The 17,104-nt window shown below is 59.1% G+C and carries 10 protein-coding genes; 7 read left to right on the plus strand and 3 right to left on the minus strand.

Going from position 1 to position 17,104, the window contains the following annotated elements:
* Nucleotides 1-30 precede the first annotated feature (30 nt).
* Entirely contained in the window at nucleotides 31-909 is an 879-nt protein-coding gene (locus BM216_RS00625; RefSeq protein ID WP_092993388.1) for a LysR family transcriptional regulator, read from the plus strand.
* Between the two features lie 764 nt (nucleotides 910-1,673).
* Here the strand turns inward: BM216_RS00625 and BM216_RS00630 are convergent.
* A complete protein-coding gene (locus BM216_RS00630; RefSeq protein WP_244530052.1) occupies nucleotides 1,674-2,861 on the minus strand; it encodes an epoxide hydrolase family protein in 1,188 nt (395 codons plus the stop codon).
* 78 nt (nucleotides 2,862-2,939) lie between these two features.
* Here BM216_RS00630 and BM216_RS00635 point away from each other — a divergent pair, with 78 nt between their 5' ends.
* Nucleotides 2,940-3,878 (plus strand): LysR family transcriptional regulator, encoded by a 939-nt coding sequence (locus BM216_RS00635; protein ID WP_244530023.1) that lies wholly within the window; start codon nucleotides 2,940-2,942, stop codon nucleotides 3,876-3,878.
* 663 nt (nucleotides 3,879-4,541) lie between these two features.
* Nucleotides 4,542-6,116, plus strand: coding sequence for a catalase (locus tag BM216_RS00640; RefSeq protein ID WP_092993394.1), 1,575 nt, complete (start codon nucleotides 4,542-4,544; stop codon nucleotides 6,114-6,116).
* 280 nt (nucleotides 6,117-6,396) lie between these two features.
* Here BM216_RS00640 and BM216_RS00645 read toward each other — a convergent pair whose 3' ends face one another.
* A complete protein-coding gene (locus BM216_RS00645) occupies nucleotides 6,397-7,404 on the minus strand; it encodes a LacI family DNA-binding transcriptional regulator (protein ID WP_092993397.1) in 1,008 nt (335 codons plus the stop codon).
* A gap of 143 nt (nucleotides 7,405-7,547) precedes the next feature.
* Between BM216_RS00645 and BM216_RS00650 the strand changes: the two genes are divergently transcribed.
* Entirely contained in the window at nucleotides 7,548-9,473 is a 1,926-nt protein-coding gene (locus tag BM216_RS00650) for an ABC transporter substrate-binding protein (RefSeq protein ID WP_092993399.1), read from the plus strand.
* Between the two features lie 188 nt (nucleotides 9,474-9,661).
* Nucleotides 9,662-11,773 carry a beta-galactosidase gene (locus BM216_RS00655; RefSeq protein WP_092993402.1) on the plus strand — a complete coding sequence of 704 codons (2,112 nt, stop codon included), beginning with the start codon at nucleotides 9,662-9,664 and terminating at the stop codon, nucleotides 11,771-11,773.
* A 53-nt stretch (nucleotides 11,774-11,826) separates the two neighbouring features.
* Here the strand turns inward: BM216_RS00655 and BM216_RS00660 are convergent, their stop codons facing one another.
* Nucleotides 11,827-12,822 carry a LacI family DNA-binding transcriptional regulator gene (locus BM216_RS00660; protein WP_092993405.1) on the minus strand — a complete coding sequence of 332 codons (996 nt, stop codon included), beginning with the start codon at nucleotides 12,820-12,822 and terminating at the stop codon, nucleotides 11,827-11,829.
* Nucleotides 12,823-12,964: 142 nt separating this feature from the next.
* Here BM216_RS00660 and BM216_RS00665 point away from each other — a divergent pair, with 142 nt between their 5' ends.
* Together BM216_RS00665 and BM216_RS00670 are read left to right on the plus strand one after the other, a co-directional pair.
* Nucleotides 12,965-14,890 (plus strand): ABC transporter substrate-binding protein, encoded by a 1,926-nt coding sequence (locus BM216_RS00665; protein WP_092993408.1) that lies wholly within the window; start codon nucleotides 12,965-12,967, stop codon nucleotides 14,888-14,890.
* Between the two features lie 84 nt (nucleotides 14,891-14,974).
* The gene (locus BM216_RS00670; protein WP_092993411.1) at nucleotides 14,975-17,086 is read left to right on the plus strand and encodes an alpha-amylase family protein; all 2,112 of its coding nucleotides are present in this window, start codon (nucleotides 14,975-14,977) and stop codon (nucleotides 17,084-17,086) included.
* The last annotated feature ends 18 nt before the right edge of the window (nucleotides 17,087-17,104 follow it).

The following is a 17,104-nucleotide window of genomic DNA, read 5'->3' on the forward strand; positions in this document are numbered from 1 at the left end:
TGCGGCCACCGATCGTATTAAGGAGTAGCGATGATCGATAAGCTCGAAATGTTCATCATCCTCGCTCGCGAACAGCATTTCGGCCGTGCCTCCGAAGTCATTGGCATCACCCAACCCTCGCTTTCTGCCGCAATGCGGCAACTCGAAGATGCCCTCGGTGTGACGCTTGTGCGTCGCGGAACCCGTTTCCAGGGCCTGACACCCGAAGGCGAACGGCTTCTTGACTGGGCGCAACGCATCGTCGGCGACGTCAAGACAATGCGGGCAGAGTTCCACAGCGCCCGCAATGGTCTGACCGGGCAGTTGCGCCTCGGCATAATCCCTACCGCCGTCGCTCAGGCCAATGACCTAATCCTGCCGCTGATGGAGCGCCACGGTCAGTTGGAGATCAGTCTTGCGACGCTCTCGAACGATGACATCCTGACGCAACTCGAACAGATGCGGCTCGACGCCGGTCTGATCTATCAGACCCAGGTTCCCGCAAAGTTGGAACAGATCCCGCTTTACCGCGAGCAGTTGCTGCTTGTCGCGCATGCGGAGCATCCACTGATCCAGAAGGACGTGGTAGAGTGGGCAGATCTGGCGGAGGAGCCTATATGTCTGCTGAGTTCCAACATGCGCAATCGCGCGATCGTCTGGGGCCATTTGACTGCTGCTGGCCGCACGAGACCGCCCCGGGTCGAGGCCGATAGCCTGCTGAGCCTTCTCTATCAGGTGAAGGGCGGACATTTAATTTCGATTATACCCGCCGGCCTCGCTGCGCTTATGGGCGATATGCAGGGTGTAAGCTGCAAGGCCCTGCCAGGCGATGGCGATATGGTGTCGCTGGTCACTGCAGCGCGCCAACCGCGCAAACCTGCAATCGAAGCCTTTCTGTCCCGCGCGAAGGCGCATTTCACGGGCAACTGACCTCGGTGGTAGATCGTTTGGCGTTGGCAGGTTTGTCGAGCCCAGGCTGCTTCACCTCCGACTTGGTTCTCCTCGCCGCGCTCGAACGCTGATTGTCGTGCCAATCCAGGGTATGGCTCTGCGCTCGCCTGCTTGAAAACATGGCAGCCAGCTTGTCTGCGCAGCGTAGTCTCATTGCCTTAAGGAGTCTCGATCCGGAGGCTAGACTGCCCCGTTCCTAGGCGTCTCCACTGGTCGCCTCGCTCTTGAAAGGACACGAACCGTGGACCCCGTCGTTTGGCCGATGCGTTCTCGCCGAATTTCCGTGTACGGGCAACTACTTGCTTTGGGAATGGCTGAAATGGTCCGGCAGCGGTTCGTCCGCTTCGGGGACCCGAATTGCGATAACTGACGCTCATCAGCAAATCGGCAAAAGGCAGCTCCCGACCCCTTCATTGCCGGTCCGAAGCCCAAGCGCTTCCCCGAGAGCGGTCATTCGAACGCGCGCCATGCGCGACTGGGATCACGGTGTTGCGGCCATAACGTGCGTTAGGGGGCTCCGGTGAGAGGATGGTCGAAAACGTGCGCTAAGGCCCGCCGTTGCGGCACATAGATGGCGGTACGGGTTAGGTGGCGGGTCTCGACGCTGTCGATCTGGAGCAGGCCAAGCCGGTCGATCGCCCTTCACAGCCGGCCTGCGCCGATGCGGTCGTTACGACGCAGGGCATTGAAGCCCTGCGCCGTCAGCGCCACGCACCGCGCTTCGGAAACGGAGAGCTCCACCTTCAGGAGCGCGCTCCCAATACCGTCGTGATAAAGGCGCGCAGGTCGGCCAGCATCAGTTCCGGCTCTTCCAGCGCGGCGAAATGCCCGCCCCGCGGCATATCTGTCCAATGCACGATGTTAAAGGTCTTCTCCGCGAACGAGCGCGGCGGCGGCAAGAACACGGGATCGGGGAAGGCCGCAAAACCGGTCGGCACCTGGATGCGGGTGCCGGCCGGAAGCGTCAGCGAATCCTCAAGCCGGGTGCCGTAGTAGATCCAGGTTCCAGTCACGAACGATGTCGGCGCGATGTAGAGCATGATGTTGGTGAGGAGTTCCTCCTCGGAAAACTTGCTCCAGATGTTGGGGGCGCCATCGGCGGTTGTCGGAAGGTCGGCCCACTTGCCGAACTTTTCGAGTATCCAGCCCGCCGCTCCGATCGGGCTGTCGGTCATCGCGACGCCAAGCGTCTGCGGACGGGTTGCCTGCTCGTGAAAATAGGCGCTCTCCCAATCGGCGATCGCGGCCTGCTTGGCGGCGAAAGACTTCTCCTCGTCGGTCGTCGGAGCGGCATCCCTCGCACACACGGTCATCATGTTGATATGGATGCCGAGCAGAGCGTCCGGTCGATCATGCGCTGTCCAGGCCGCAATGCCGTGGCCCCAATCGCCCCCTTGAACGAAATACCGCGCGTCGCCGAACAGTTGAATCATCAGCCCATGTACGAGGGCAGCGGCCCGCCGCATGCCGATCGGGCGCGCGATCGGGTTGGAGAACGCGAAGCCAGGAAGCGAGGGGACAACAACATCGTGCCCGTCCGCCGCGAGCGGCTCCAACAGCCGCTCGAACTCGAGATACGAGCCCGGCCAGCCGTGGACAAGCAGGAGGGGCGGCTTGGAGCCGTCGCCTTTCACATGAATGAAGTGGAGGTGCTCGCCTTCCACGTCGGTCGTGAAGTTGGGGAGTGCGTTGAGGCGTCGTTCGACCGCACGCCAGTCGTAGCTGTCCCGCCAATAAGTGGCGAGTCGCTTCAGGTCATCAACCCCGACCCCCGCCGACCAGCCTCCCGCATCCGGCAGCTGGCTCCAGTCATAAGCCTCCACCTTGGCTCTGATCGCAGCGAGCCGTTCGCCAGGGATGTTGATCGTGTAGGGTGAAATCATGATGTTTTTCCGCTTAAGCTGGGATGCGGTTCGATGGAGGGCGTCCACCAATCTGCTATCCATATTGTCGATGAATATTCTGAGAGCCGACGGCCGCTCCGCATAATGCTCGGATCGTCGCCGAGGTTGAAATCGAACCTCTTCTCTGTTGTTATCCAACGAATGGATACCAGAAACCTCGATCTCGGCCTGCTTGTCACGCTCGAAGCCCTACTGGCGGAAGGAAATGTTACGCGTGCCGCCCGGCGCTTGAACCTGAGCCAACCCGCCCTGTCGGCCCGGTTGGCGCGGCTTCGCGACGCCTTCGGCGATCCCCTCCTCATTCCGGCACAGCGCGGGATGGTCCTGACCCGGCGCGCAGTCGAGCTTCAGCAGCCATTGCACGAAGCGCTGGAGGGTGTCCGCAGGGTTGTGGCAGATGGAGCACCATTCGACCCAGCGACCATGCAGGCCACCCTGGTGATCGCCGCAAGCGACTACCAGCAGTACGCGTTGCTCACCCGGTTCTCGGTCGCGCTCAGTACCGAGGCGCCCATGGTCCGCATCGCTTGGCGTGCCCTTGACGTGCTGGCGCTCGCCACACAGTTGGAGCGCGGCGAGGTCGACCTAGCCCTGGCAACTCCGGACCATGCACCGGCGGCCATGCGCCAGCGTCAGCTCTATTGTGAGAATTACACAGTGATCGCTCGGCAGGGACACCCGGCCGTGCAGGGCCGTCTCAGCCTGGACGTATTCTGCGCTCTGGAGCACGTCGTCGTGTCGCTTCAAGGCGGCGGGTTCTCAGGGCCTACCGATGTGGCACTAGAGTCCATCGGCCGCCGCCGCACCGTAGCCCTGTCCACGTCGGGCTTTCTGATCGTGCCGGAGGTCGTGTCGCGGTCCGACATGATTGCGCTGGTTCCTAGGCGCCTTGCCGATGGCTGGTCGGATCGCCTGCAAGTGCTAAAACCGCCACTCACCATCCCTGGCGTTACCGTCGCGAGTGTCTGGCACGACCGGACCACCAACCATCCGGTACAACGCTGGCTGCGTGAACGGCTGACGACGTTGGCCGCCGAAGCGTAGTTACCGACGGGACTGAAGGCTGCACGCGACGATTCCCAAACGCCGTCGTTTTCGGGAAAGCTTGTGGTGATCGCGAATGGCAGCTTATCGCCTCTCTGCTCCGAAAGCTGACCGGAAGCTTCCCACTCCATATTGCCGACGCTGGCTTGTCAGCGGAGCGACAGCCTTTGGGAAATCTTCAGAGTGGACCTAACGTCTGAAATGGAGGCGCAAAGAAGCTGGGACCCGCACTTCGCTTTGATGTTTCTTTGAACTGCAGACCACACCCTACGAAATCAGATCCGTTGATGTGAGCGGATACGAACCCACGACATACGAACGGAAACTCGCATTTTTTCAGCAGTAGAGCCTATGTCGCGCTTCTTACATTATTGATCGAACTGCATTTTCATTCCTTCGCCGTTATCTACTAAGTTGCCACGCGATGGGAAGCGCCTACCTTTTCGGTCTGAAAATCGGGTGGGCGATAAGCTCACATTGGTACTATCGCCCACCCTGAGGAGGAAGGCTTGACGCAGATCGCGGTGCCGATGTTATCACGATCAAGAGTCTTTCAATTCTAGTCTGGAGCCGCGGCTGTCCGGTCCAGTGGTCGCTATGGAACCTAGCGCTCAGGCTGCCGTTTGTAGACCTATCCCCAACACACACTACAAGGGCAAGTCCATGGCAGACGAAAAATCCGCTCCCCGCACAACAACCGATGCAGGTATTCCTGTACAGAGTGACGAGCACTCACTCACGGTAGGGCCCAATGGACCGATCGTTCTGAACGATCACTACCTGATCGAGCAGATGGCAAATTTCAATCGCGAGCGGATCCCTGAAAGGCAACCCCACGCCAAGGGAAGCGGCGCGTTCGGCCATTTTGAAGTAACCAACGACATTGGAAGATTCACCAAAGCAAAATTCCTTCAACCCGGAGCAAGGGTTGAGACGGCAGTTCGCTTCTCCACCGTAGCGGGCGAGCGCGGGAGCCCTGACACCTGGCGAGACCCACGTGGTTTCTCGGTCAAGTTCTACACGGAAGACGGTAACTTCGACATGGTCGGCAATAATACGCCGATTTTCTTCATTCGCGACCCTATGAAGTTCCAGCATTTTATCCGCAGCCAAAAGCGGCGGGCCGACAACGGACTGCGCGACCATGATATGCAGTGGGACTTCTGGACGCTTAGCCCTGAAAGTGCGCACCAAGTCACGTACCTCATGGGCGACCGCGGCGTGCCAAAAAACTGGCGCGAGATGAACGGCTACGGAAGCCACACCTATATGCTATTAAACGAAACAGGCGAAAAGTGTTGGGTCAAGTGGCACTTCCACACCGATCTGGGCGACGGTAACGCGCATCTAACACAGGACGCGGCTGACAAGATGGCTGGACAAGACGGCGACTATCACCGTCGTGACTTGTTCGATCACATTGCCAAAGGCGAATTTCCAAGTTGGACGCTAAAGTTCCAAGTGATGCCGTTCGACGATGCAAAGACATACCGGATCAACCCCTTCGACCTGACCAAGACTTGGCCGCACGAGGATTATCCCCTGATTGAGGTAGGGAAGCTGACCCTCGATACGAACCCGGTGGATTGGGACACCCAGATCGAGCAACTGGCATTTGAACCCAACAATATGGTGCCGGGCATCGGACTGAGCCCTGACAAGATGCTTCTCGCGCGCGGGTTTTCTTATGCCGACGCACACCGTGCTCGCCTCGGAGTGAACTATAAGCAAATCCCCGTCAATCAGGCTAAGGCGGCGGAAGTCCATTCTTATTCGCGTGCCGGACGCGGCCGGACGGTGAACGCACTTGATCCGGTCTATGCTCCCAACTCATACGGCGGCCCTGGCGCACAGCCGGACACAAGTGGAGAAGCAACATGGTTTGCCGATGGCGACATGGTGCGAGCAGCTTACTCGTTGCGCAAAGATGATGACGACTGGAGCCAGCCCGGCACGCTCGTGCGCAAGGTCATGGACGACGCGCAACGTGAACGTTTTATCAAAAATGTCGCAGGGCATCTCGCCGACGGGGTAAGTGAGCCAATTTTGGTACGTGCCTTCAATTACTGGCGCAATGTCGACAAGGACATTGGTGATCAGATAGAGAAGACTACCCGCGATTTGCTCGGCGGCACCTCGAATTCTCCAGGGATGGCGAGCGCTGAATCGATATCGGGATATCAGGGCATTCCCGCGACATCGTCGATCGCCAAACGTGAAACTCAAAAAACGCCTTGACTGCAAAGAGTGGGTTTGCGGCCCGCAAAGTGGCTGTCACTTTGTGGGCCCCTATCGTTTTTTTTGCATTACACTCCGAGAGCGGTTGCAATGGGAATCGTGTCAGGGAGGCGCAAAGGTCCCCCGTAACCCTCGGTCTCAACCCGATAATTTAAATGCCGACGAGACGAGCATCAAGCTCTTGATGGGATAAGAACCCTCGACACGCCGTTTAATGCCTGTAGTGCTGGCCGGATAGCGCATTAAGGGAAGGTGTAATATCATCTCAGGCGTAGAGAGTTCAGTTTTGATCCTTTTCTCTTAAGTGAGCTACCGAGCGCCGCTCGATCAGCCTGGAAATGACCCTGACCATCCGCGCGGGCTCATCTTTCGTTCGGGGACGCGCAATGCGAGACAGCAGAAGCCGCAATGCGGCAATCCCCATTTCCCTCCCCTCCTGCTTGACGGTCGTCAGAGGCGGCGAGATTTGCGTCGCCGCCGAAAAATCACCAAAACCGACAACGGAGACATCTTCTGGGATCTTGTATCCTTGCCCAAGCAGTTCCGAAACGACGGTCAATGCAAGGCCGTCATGACCGCAAAAGAATGCGGTCGGTGACACGCCTTTGCTTTTCACCTGCTGCAAGGCATCGGCGAATCCGCTCTCGTCCTCGAACTGCATGAGAGTGAGCTCTGCCCCATCCGTCTGCTCAACGACCTCGCGTATTCCGCAGTATCGGTCATGGCGGCCGCGATAAATCGGCCGGCCGAACACAAACGCAATCGATCGATGGCCAAGACTGGTCAGATATTTTCCGATTGCCTGACCGCTCTCGTGATCGGTGCCACAAACACTGTCGACCTGCTCGAGCGGCGTTGTAAATCCGAGTCGCACGATGGGCACGCCCTTCAAAGACGCCCCTGCGACCGCCGCCGGTGAATGCGGGCCAACCAGGATCAGGCCTGAGAACGTGTCGGCCAGTTCGCCGACAATCTCTTCCGAATGCGTCCATCGGACTCTTACGCCGACGCCGACCCGCTCCGCCTCCTGCTGAATGCCGGCCTGCATCTGGATATTGAGTTCGCTGTTGACCGGATCCTGGTCATAAAAAACCACCGCGATGTCGCGTGCGGCATTGAGGCGGGTGATTGCCTTCGCATAACCAAGCGACTTGGCTGCATCGGCGATCCGTCGGCGCGTCTCTTCACTGACGCCCGATTTGCCGGCCAGCGAACGGGAGACCGCGTATTTGGACAGTCCAACCGCATCCGCCACTGCCTGGATCGTCACCTTGTTTTTTGGTCTCATCGCGCCTCTCCGGTCATCCTGATCACGCATCGCGGCGCAACATCGATTTTATAGCATAACGCTTTACCTAACAAAACTATCATGACAGCCTCAAATCATCCGGCAATAAAAATAACAAAACCGGTTTTGTGGAGGAGAAATCTATGATGAAGCTGAAACGCAGGGCGTTTCTGGCCGGAATGTCGGCTGTCGTCGTCATGCCCGCCCATACCCTACTCGCTGCCGACTTCAAGGAAGCGGACAGCCTGAAACAGAAATCCCAAAGCGGCGCATTACCCCCCTTGAAGGATCGCCTGCCGGAAAGCCCGCTTGTGATCAAACCGGTGGAGAGCGTCGGCCGGTACGGTGGCGACTGGAAGCTGGCACTCGTCGGCGGCGGCTCGTTATCGATGTTGTTCCGTTACCAGGCCTATGAGCCGCTGGTTCGTTACAATACCGACTGGTCCGGCGTAACCCTCAACGTGGCCGAGGCGTTCGACGCCAATGCCGACGCCACCCAGTATACGATCCGCCTGCGCAAGGGCATGAAGTGGTCGGACGGACATCCCTACACGACAGCCGATGTGAAATTCTGGTACGACACTATACTGACCGACAAGCGCGTTGCCGTCAGCGGTCAGGGACATTGGAAAACCGAAGGCAAGCCGGCAAAACTCGAAATCGTCGACGAGCAGACCTTCAAGGTCATCTTCTCGAAACCGAACGGGCTGTTCCCGCTTCAGGTGGCCTGGTCGAACTGGGACCACACGACACGCTGCCCCAAGCATTACCTCGAACAGTTTCACGCCGACTACAACCCGAAGGCTGACGAACTTGCCCGGCACCGCGGCTTCCAGTCATGGATCGCGGCCTTCCAGTCCATGGCCGGCATGCAGGAAGACAACACCTTCTTCCTCAACTCCTCCAAAAAACCCTGCCTCACGGCCTGGATGTTCACGATCGCGCCTGGTGAAAACACCGAGCGCGCCGTGGCGGAACGCAATCCGTTCTACTGGAAAGTCGATACCGACGGAAATCAGCTGCCCTATCTCGACCGTGTCGTCTACCAACTGGTCGCCGACCCGCAGGTCCTGCTTTTGAAGGCCATGCAGGGCGAGATCGACATGATGGACCAGTATATCGGCACACCGAACAACAAGGCTGTTCTTTATGACGCCCGCCAGCAGGGCGATTACGATTTCTACACGCTGACATCGACCGAGGCCAACGTGATGAACTTCATGTTCAACCTCAATCATAGCGACCCGGTGAAACGTACGCTTTTCCGCAATCGGAATTTCCGCGCAGCGATGTCGACGGCGCTCGATCGACAGATCCTGATCGACGCGGTCCTTGTCGGCCAGGGTACGGCGGCCCAGCCCTCGATCAAGCCGGGAGATCCGCTTTACAACGAGAAACTGGCCACCCAGTTTACCGAATATGATGTAGACAAGGCCAATGCCATGCTCGACGAGATCATCCCCAAGAGGGATGGCCAGAACTTCCGCCTTGACGAACAGGGCCGCCGCGTCACCATCATCTTCGAAATCGACCAGGCACGGGCGATCTTTCTCGACCTCTTCCAGCTGGCCATACCGATGTTCCAGGCCGTCGGCATCGACGCGCAATTGCGCACGATGGACCGCTCCCTATGGGAAACGCGCGTACGGCAAGGCCGGGACTTTGATGCCACGGCGCATCAGTTCGGCGCCAATGGCGGCATAGCAGCAATGCTCGACCCCAGATATTATGCGCCGACCGACAGCAACGCGTTCTACGGACCGGCCTGGTCTCTCTGGTATGTCAATCCGACCCATGAGAATGCCGAGGAACCGCCGGAGGACACCAAGAAGCAACTGGCGCTCTACGACCAGTTGAAGACGAAGGCCGACCCGGCAGAACAGGCAGAGGTGATGAAACAGCTGCTCGCCGGCGCCGCCGAGACCTTCTATGCGTTCGGCATTTCCCTGCCGCCGGATGGCTACGGCATCGTCCGCAACAATCTGAAGAATGTGACGAAAACCATGCCGAACTCTTTCGGATGGCCGACACCTGCACCAACTATGCCGGAACAGTTCTACAAGACCTGACCTCCCGCGCGACGCATCGGACCGGTGTATGCCGTCACACAAGACGGCGGGTGCCGGACCGAGCGTCGCATCAAAGCCGGCGGACCGCCGTCGCACCCACAGAAGCTCAGTTTTTACCTCCGTTCGGCGTCACGGGCGCGAACGGCGACGTTCGACCATGTCCGATATTCACGTGAAAGGATGCCTTGATGCTCTCCAGCGAATTCCAGTTTCCCTATGGCGCCGTCTACTTCCGCAAATCGAATCCGCCGACGGAACATTGGGAAAAAGACTACGCGACCGCCCGAGAAGACGGCCTGAATGTTTTCCGCCACTGGTTCATGTGGAGCGCCATCGAGGTGGCTCCGGGTGTTTATGACTGGGACGACTACGATCGCCAGCTTGATCTCGCGGCGAAAAACGGAATGAAGACCATCATCGCCGAACTGGTCCAGTCCATGCCGGACTGGGCCATGCGCAAATATCCCGATGCCGTTCAATTGACCGCCGACGGTCGAAAGATGACGTTGAACATGGGGGTTTCCACTGCCACCGGCGGTTTCGCCAAGAATGGCGGCGGCGGCCTGACGCTCAACTGCCCCGAAGTTCGAGAAGTCGCCGGCAAATTCCTGACCGCCCTTGCCAATCGCTACAAGGATCACCCGGCGATCCTTGGCTACGATATCTGGAACGAATGCAATTATGCCGAGGACCTCGACTACAGTGAGTATTCCAGGGCCGCATTCCGGATCTGGCTGAGAGAAAAATACGGAGACCTGAAAGCGCTGGCGCAAGCATGGTACCGTTATAGCTACGCGGAATGGAACGACATCCAGCCCCCGGCACAGATAGCAGCCTATCCGGAATGCCTGGACTGGCTGCAGTTCAAACGGGACAATTTCTACGACCAGATGCAATGGCGCATTGACACGATCCGCGCCGTCGACAAAACCAACATGATCGCTGCACATGGCGTCTCCGGCGCCATTCCGGACATGGCTTCGCATGGCTGCGACGACTGGCTGGCAGCATCGAAAGTGGAACTCTACGGTTACACCTGGATCCAGGCGCGCAAGGGGACGGAACCCTGGAAGACCTGGTACGGCGTCGACATCAATCGCGCCGCTGCGCGTGGCAAACCATTCTGGCATGCGGAACGGCAGGCAGGCCCCTTGTGGCTGCAGCCGCAGGTGATCGGCCGCGACAAGGAGGACGGCCGTGTGGCCGAACCGGAAGACATCCGCATCTGGAGCATGATGTCCATGGCGGGCGGCGTGCGCGGCATGATGAACCTGCGCTTCAGGCCGCTTCTGGATGGCCCGTTGTTCGGCGCCTTCGGTGCCTACGGCATGGACGGCGCGCGCACGACGCGTTCGCAGATGCAGACCGATCTGGGCAGATGGGCCAATGACCCGGGACAGTCGGAACTCTGGAAGGCTCGACCGGTCCGTGGTGAAATCGGCATCCTCGTGGTGCGGGAAACCCAGGAATGGGACTACCTCCTCAACCATGACCGCAGGGAAAAGCCCTATCGCGAAGCCATGTGGGGCGCCTTCCGCGGCTTCCTCGAAGCCGGATGGCAACCCGACTGGGTCCATATCGATGACATCGACGCATACGACACGCTCTACTTCCCCTATCCGATCATGTTCACATCGCAGCAGGCGCAGGCTCTCGCAGCCTGGGTGAAAAAGGGCGGAACACTGGTTGCCGAAGCCTGCCCGGGTTATTTCGGAGATCGCGGCCGGGTTGGCCAGATGCAGCCGAACATGGGACTGGACGAGGTGTTTGGTGCACGCCAGGTGGAGGTCGAATTCATGCCAGATATCGGCGACCGGATCCGCATGGACTTCAGCGGCGCCCAGGTGCGCGGCGGCGGCTTCCTCCAGTCATACGAACCGACAACCGGCAGCGAGCTCGGGCGATTTTCCGACGGGAGGATTGCCATTGTCGAAAATCGCTACGGCCAGGGACGCACGCTTCTCGTCGGCAGCAATCCTTCGGTCGGTTATTTTCAGACGGATGGCGGCGAGAATGCATCCTATTTCGTCAACGTGATGACTTGGTGCGGGCTCGAAAGACATGTGACACTGTCCAATCCTGCCCTATTCGCCCGCCTTCACCTGAACGAGAGGAGCGGATATCTCTGGCTCGTCAATCCCACCCGCGAGGATCAGCAGACAGACATGCGGTTTGCCGGCATGCATGACCTGCAGCAAGGCAACCGCGTCTTGTGGCCGGTTTCCAAAACCGCGGAGTATGGCACACTGACGGTGCCGGCACGGGACGTCGTCATTCTGGAATTGACGGACAGCCGATGAAATCGGTACCGCCCCACGACAGACAGCCGGTCACGCCGACGGTTCGTCCAAGGTTACGAGCCGCGTCGTGGGGCGGAAGATCTGCGTTCGACGATATCGAGCACGACCCGCACGGAGCGGGCCGGCTCGTGCGGGCGGCGGGGACTGGCCACGCGCTCGAGCAGAAGCTGCAGCGCGGCCGCCCCCATGGCTTCACCGTTCACCCGAACCGTCGTCAGGGAAGGAGAAATCTGCCGGGCCGCCAGAAAATCCCCGAAACCGACAACCGTAAGATCCTCGGGTATCCTGTAACCGCGGGCCAGAAGAACGGAGACGACATTAAGCGCCAATCCGTCATGCGCGCAGAAGAATGCAGTCGGCAGACATCCCGCCGCGATCCTGCGCTGCAAAGCGTCGTCAAAGCCGTCCTCCGGCTCGAATTCGATCAGGTCGAGTTGCGCATTTTCGGCAATATCCATGACAGCACGCGCGCCATGATAGCGCTCGCGCCGGCCGCGATAGGACGGAAGATCGCAGACATAGGCGACATGGTGGTGACCGAGGTCCAAAAGATAATTCGCGACAGCACCCCCGGCTTCCCGGTCTGTTCCAAGCACGGTATCGATCTGCTGCAGCGGATCCGTCCAGCCGTGCTGCACGAACGGCACCTGCAGCTTCGCGACCGCCTCGATCATGGCATGATCGAAATGCCCGATCAGCAGCATGCCATCACAATTGCGCGCCAAAGCGATAAGCGCATCGACATCATGCGTCCAGCGCATCCGAACGCCAATGCCGAGGCGCTCGGCTTCCTTCTGAATGCCGCCCTGGATCCGCATATGCGTTTCGCCATTGACCTGGTCGAGATCGCAAAACGCTACCGCCACTTCCCGGGTGCGATTGCTCGGCATAGGCCTGCTGTATCCGAGGCTTGCCGCGAGAGCACAGATCCGACTGCGGGTTTCCTCGCTCACGCCGCTTTTGCCGGCGAGTGCACGCGACACCGCGTATTTCGACAATCCCATTTCGTCCGCAAGGGAACGAATGGTCACACGATCTGTCTCGGGCATACCTGCGCCTCCCCGCTACCGGTATAACAAGCTAACAAAAATCACATAAACATCAACATAACACTTTACCTAACAAAATGACGATGTCACGCTACACTGGCAATAACAAGCCATAACGAAACTTGAGCAAACGGAGGAGTTTATGTTCAAGTTGAATCGCCGGACCTTCTTGGCCGGCACATCGGCCGTTCTTGTCCTGCCGGCATTGCCGGCGCTTGCGGCCGAATACAGGGAGGCCGACGGCCTCAAGGAAAAAGTATCGTCTGGCGCCCTGCCCTCGGCGAAGGACCGGCTACCGGTCAACCCGCTGGTCATCAAACCGACGGAAAATGTGGGAACCTATGGCGGAGACTGGAATCTCGCGATCGTTGGAGGCGGTTCGCTTGGTCACCTGTTCCGGTATCAGGCCTATGAACCGCTCGTCCGCTACAATCCGGACTGGTCGGGTGTCACCCTGAATGTCGCCGAAGCCTTCGATGCCAACGAGGATGCGACGCAGTATACGATCCGTCTGCGCAAGGGCATGAAATGGTCCGACGGCGCGCCCTTCACCACGGCCGACATCAAGTTCTGGTATGACACGATCCTCACCGACAAGCGCGTCGCGGTGACTGGACAGGGACATTGGAAGACCGAAGGTAAGCCTGCAAAACTCGAGGTCATTGATGAGCAGACCTTCAAGGTAACATTTGCCAAGCCGAACGGCCTCTTCCCCCTGCAGATTGCATGGGCGGACACGGACCAGACAACACGCTGCCCCAAACATTATCTGGAACAGTTTCATATCGACTACAATCCCCAGGCTGACGATGCCGCCAAGGCGCGCGGTTTTCAAAGCTGGATCGCGGCGTTCCAATCCCTGTCAGGCCTTCAGGACGCCAACACCTTCTTCCTCAACTCATCGAAAAAGCCTGCCCTGACGGCATGGAATTTCTCGGTCGCGCCGGGGGAAAACACCGAGCGGGCCATTGCCGAGCGCAATCCGTTCTACTGGAAGGTGGACACGCAGGGCAATCAGCTGCCCTATATGGACCGTATCGTCTATCAGGTCGTTGCCGATCCTCAGGTCCTGCTTTTAAAGGCGATGCAGGGCGAAATCGACATGATGGACCAGTATATCGGCACGCCGAACAACAAGGCCGTTCTCTACGACGCACGCGAACAGGGCAATTTCGAATTTTATGCGCTGACTTCCACCGAAGCGAACGTCATGACGTTCATGCTGAACCTCAATCACAGCGATGAAACCAAACGTGCCCTTTTCCGCAACAAGGATTTTCGCGTTGCGCTTAGTCTCGCGCTGGATCGCCAGAGCCTTATCGATGCGGTTCTCGTCAGCCAGGGCACGCCGGGCCAACCATCCATCCGCGCGGACGATCCGCTCTACAACGAGCAGCTGGCGACACAGTTCATCGGTTACGACATCGAAAAAGCCAATGCCATGCTCGATGCCATCCTGCCCGAAAGAGACAGTCAGAACTTCCGGCTGGACGCCAGGGGCCGACGCCTTTCGATCATCTTCGAGATCGACCAGGCCCGCACGGCGTTTCTCGACTTCTTCCAGCTGGTCATTCCGATGTACCAGGCCGTGGGCATCGATGCCCAGATGCGCACGATGGACCGGTCACTCTGGGAAACCCGCATCCGCCAGGGGCGTGATTTCGATGCCACGGTGCACCAGTTCGGCGCCAGCGGCGGCATCGGTGCCATGCTCGATCCCCGGTACTACCTCCCATCGGACAGCAACGCGTTTTACGCGCCCGCATGGTCGCTCTGGTACACGGACCCCTCCAATCCACGCGCAGAAGAGCCGCCGGAAGAAACGAAAAGGCAGTTCGCCCTCTATGACAAGCTGAAAAGCATGGGCGATGCGGCAGGCCAGCAGGAGATCATGAAGGAGATCATCCAGGGCGCCGCCGACAACTTCTATGTCTTCGGCGTGTCGCTCCCGCCCGACGGATACGGCATCGTCAAGAACAACATGAAGAACGTTTCGATGACCATGCCGAATTCCTGGCCATGGCCGACACCCGGTCCGACGCGGCCGGAGCAGTTCTACAAGGTCTGACCATACGCATATGCATGCGCCATGGGGTGCCGGCAACACTGCCGGCCTCGAGAGCTACTCCTATGACAACAAGTGGATGATGAGATGCTTGAAGCAAGACGCCAGAATGTCGATACGCTGAGAACGCCTGAATGGTACAAGACGGCAACGCGCTGGTCGCAGCTGACCTTCGTCGAAGACGATCCGGAACGTTATGACCCGGCCTTCTGGATCGATGTTTTCAAGCGAACGAAATCCAATGCGGTCTGCCTGAGCGCCGGCGGTTACATCGCCTTCTATCCCAGCGACATCCCCTACCATTACGTTTCCAAATATCTCGGCGACAAGGATATTTTCGGCGCGCTCGTCGATGCTGCCCGCCGGCTCGACATGCATGTGATGGCACGCGTCGATCCGCATGCCATTCATGACGATGCAGCGCAGGCTCATCCCGAATGGGTGATGATCAACGCCGATGGCACACCGCGTCGCCACTGGGCCTATCCAGATATCTGGATCACCAATGCCTACGGTTCCTACAACACCGAATTCATGCCGGAAGTGGTCAAGGAAATCGTCCGCAAATACGATATCGATGCGATCTTTGCCAATCGCTGGCAGGGGCATGGTGTCGACTATAGCGAGGATAGCGCACGTCGTTTCAAGGACATGTTCGGCCACGACCTGCCGAAACAGGCAAATGCTGATGACCCGGCCTGGCAGGCCTGGCTGCAATGGCGCCGCCGTGTCCTCACCGACATGATCGCCCAGTGGGATGACACCGTGAAAGCAATCCGCCCGCATGCCAGCTTCATCCCCAACATGGCCGGCTCCTCGCTGATGGAGTTCGACCTTTCGGTGATCCGCAAACATTGCCCTTTCCTGGTTGTCGACCATCAGGGCCGCAAAGGTTTGGAACTCGGCTGGTCCGCAGGACGCAACGGCAAACGTATCCGCGCCACTTTCCCGGATCGTCCGGTGGTTCTGATCACCTCGATCGGCCCGGAAGAGGAATATCGCTGGAAGGATGCCGTCACCACCCCGGAAGAGATGCAGCTGTGGATGAACGACGGCACGGCGCATGGGCTTTATGCCTGGTACACGAAGTTCAACGGTGTGGTGCCCGACAAGCGCTGGGTCGATCCGGTGATCGATTCCTTCCACCTCCAGGCTGCGGTCGAGCCGGTTCTCGAGGCAACGGTCCCCACGGCCGAGATCGCGGTGATCGATCCCTCGACCACATTGCGACACTGGGCGCCGGAAGAACGGGGCAGTGCCGAAAAGCATGATCTCGGTTTTTATCATGCACTCGTGGAAGCCCGCATTCCGTTCGAACTCGTTTCCGATCAGGTTCTCACGCCCGAAAATCTCGACCGGTTCAAGGTTCTGGTGCTCGCCAATGCCACCTGCCTTTCCGATGCCCAGGTTGATGCCATCCGCGCCTATGTCGAACGCGGCGGCAGCGTGGTCGGCTCCTACGAGAGCTCGCTGAAGGACGAGAACGGCAAGAAGCGCTCCGATTTCGGCCTTTCCGACGTGTTCGGCGCCAGCTTCGTTTCCGGCCCGCGCGGCATCGTCAAGAACACCTATGTTTCCCTCTCGGGCGACCATCCGGTCAATGCCGGGTTCGACGGGGCGGAACGCATCATGGGCGGCACGCGCCTCATCCATATCGACGCGGCCAATGACGCCCGCACGCCGTTCCTCTATATTCCGGATTTCCCCGACCTTCCCATGGAAGAAGTCTATCCGCGTGAAGAGCCGCAGGGTGCCGCCGTGATCGCCCGCGAAACCGGAAAGGGCGGCCGCTCCGTCTACATTCCATGGAATATCGGCGAAATCTTCTGGGAGGTGCTGGCAGCCGATCATGGCAGGCTGATTGCCAATTCGGTGCTCTGGGCGCTCGGCAAGGCACCACGCGTCACCGTCACCGGACCCGGCATTATCGATCTGGCCATTCGCGACAATGCCGGCTCCACAGCGGTGAGCATGTTCAACCTCAACAATCCGATGATGATGAAGGGGCCGATCCGCGACAATTATCCGCTCCCGGCCCAGACCGTCTCCATCGAAATCCCGCAGGGCAAGTCGCTGGAGAAGGCGTGGCTCACCGTTGCGGACAGGGCTGCATCCTTCACCATCAAGGACGGACGGGCCGAATGCACCGTGCCTGCCATCGATCGGCTCGAGGTTCTGCATGTAAGCTGGAAAGCATGATCCATGGGGTTCGCCCTT

Source organism: Rhizobium sp. NFR07 (genome assembly GCF_900111905.1).
Lineage (GTDB): Bacteria > Pseudomonadota > Alphaproteobacteria > Rhizobiales > Rhizobiaceae > Neorhizobium.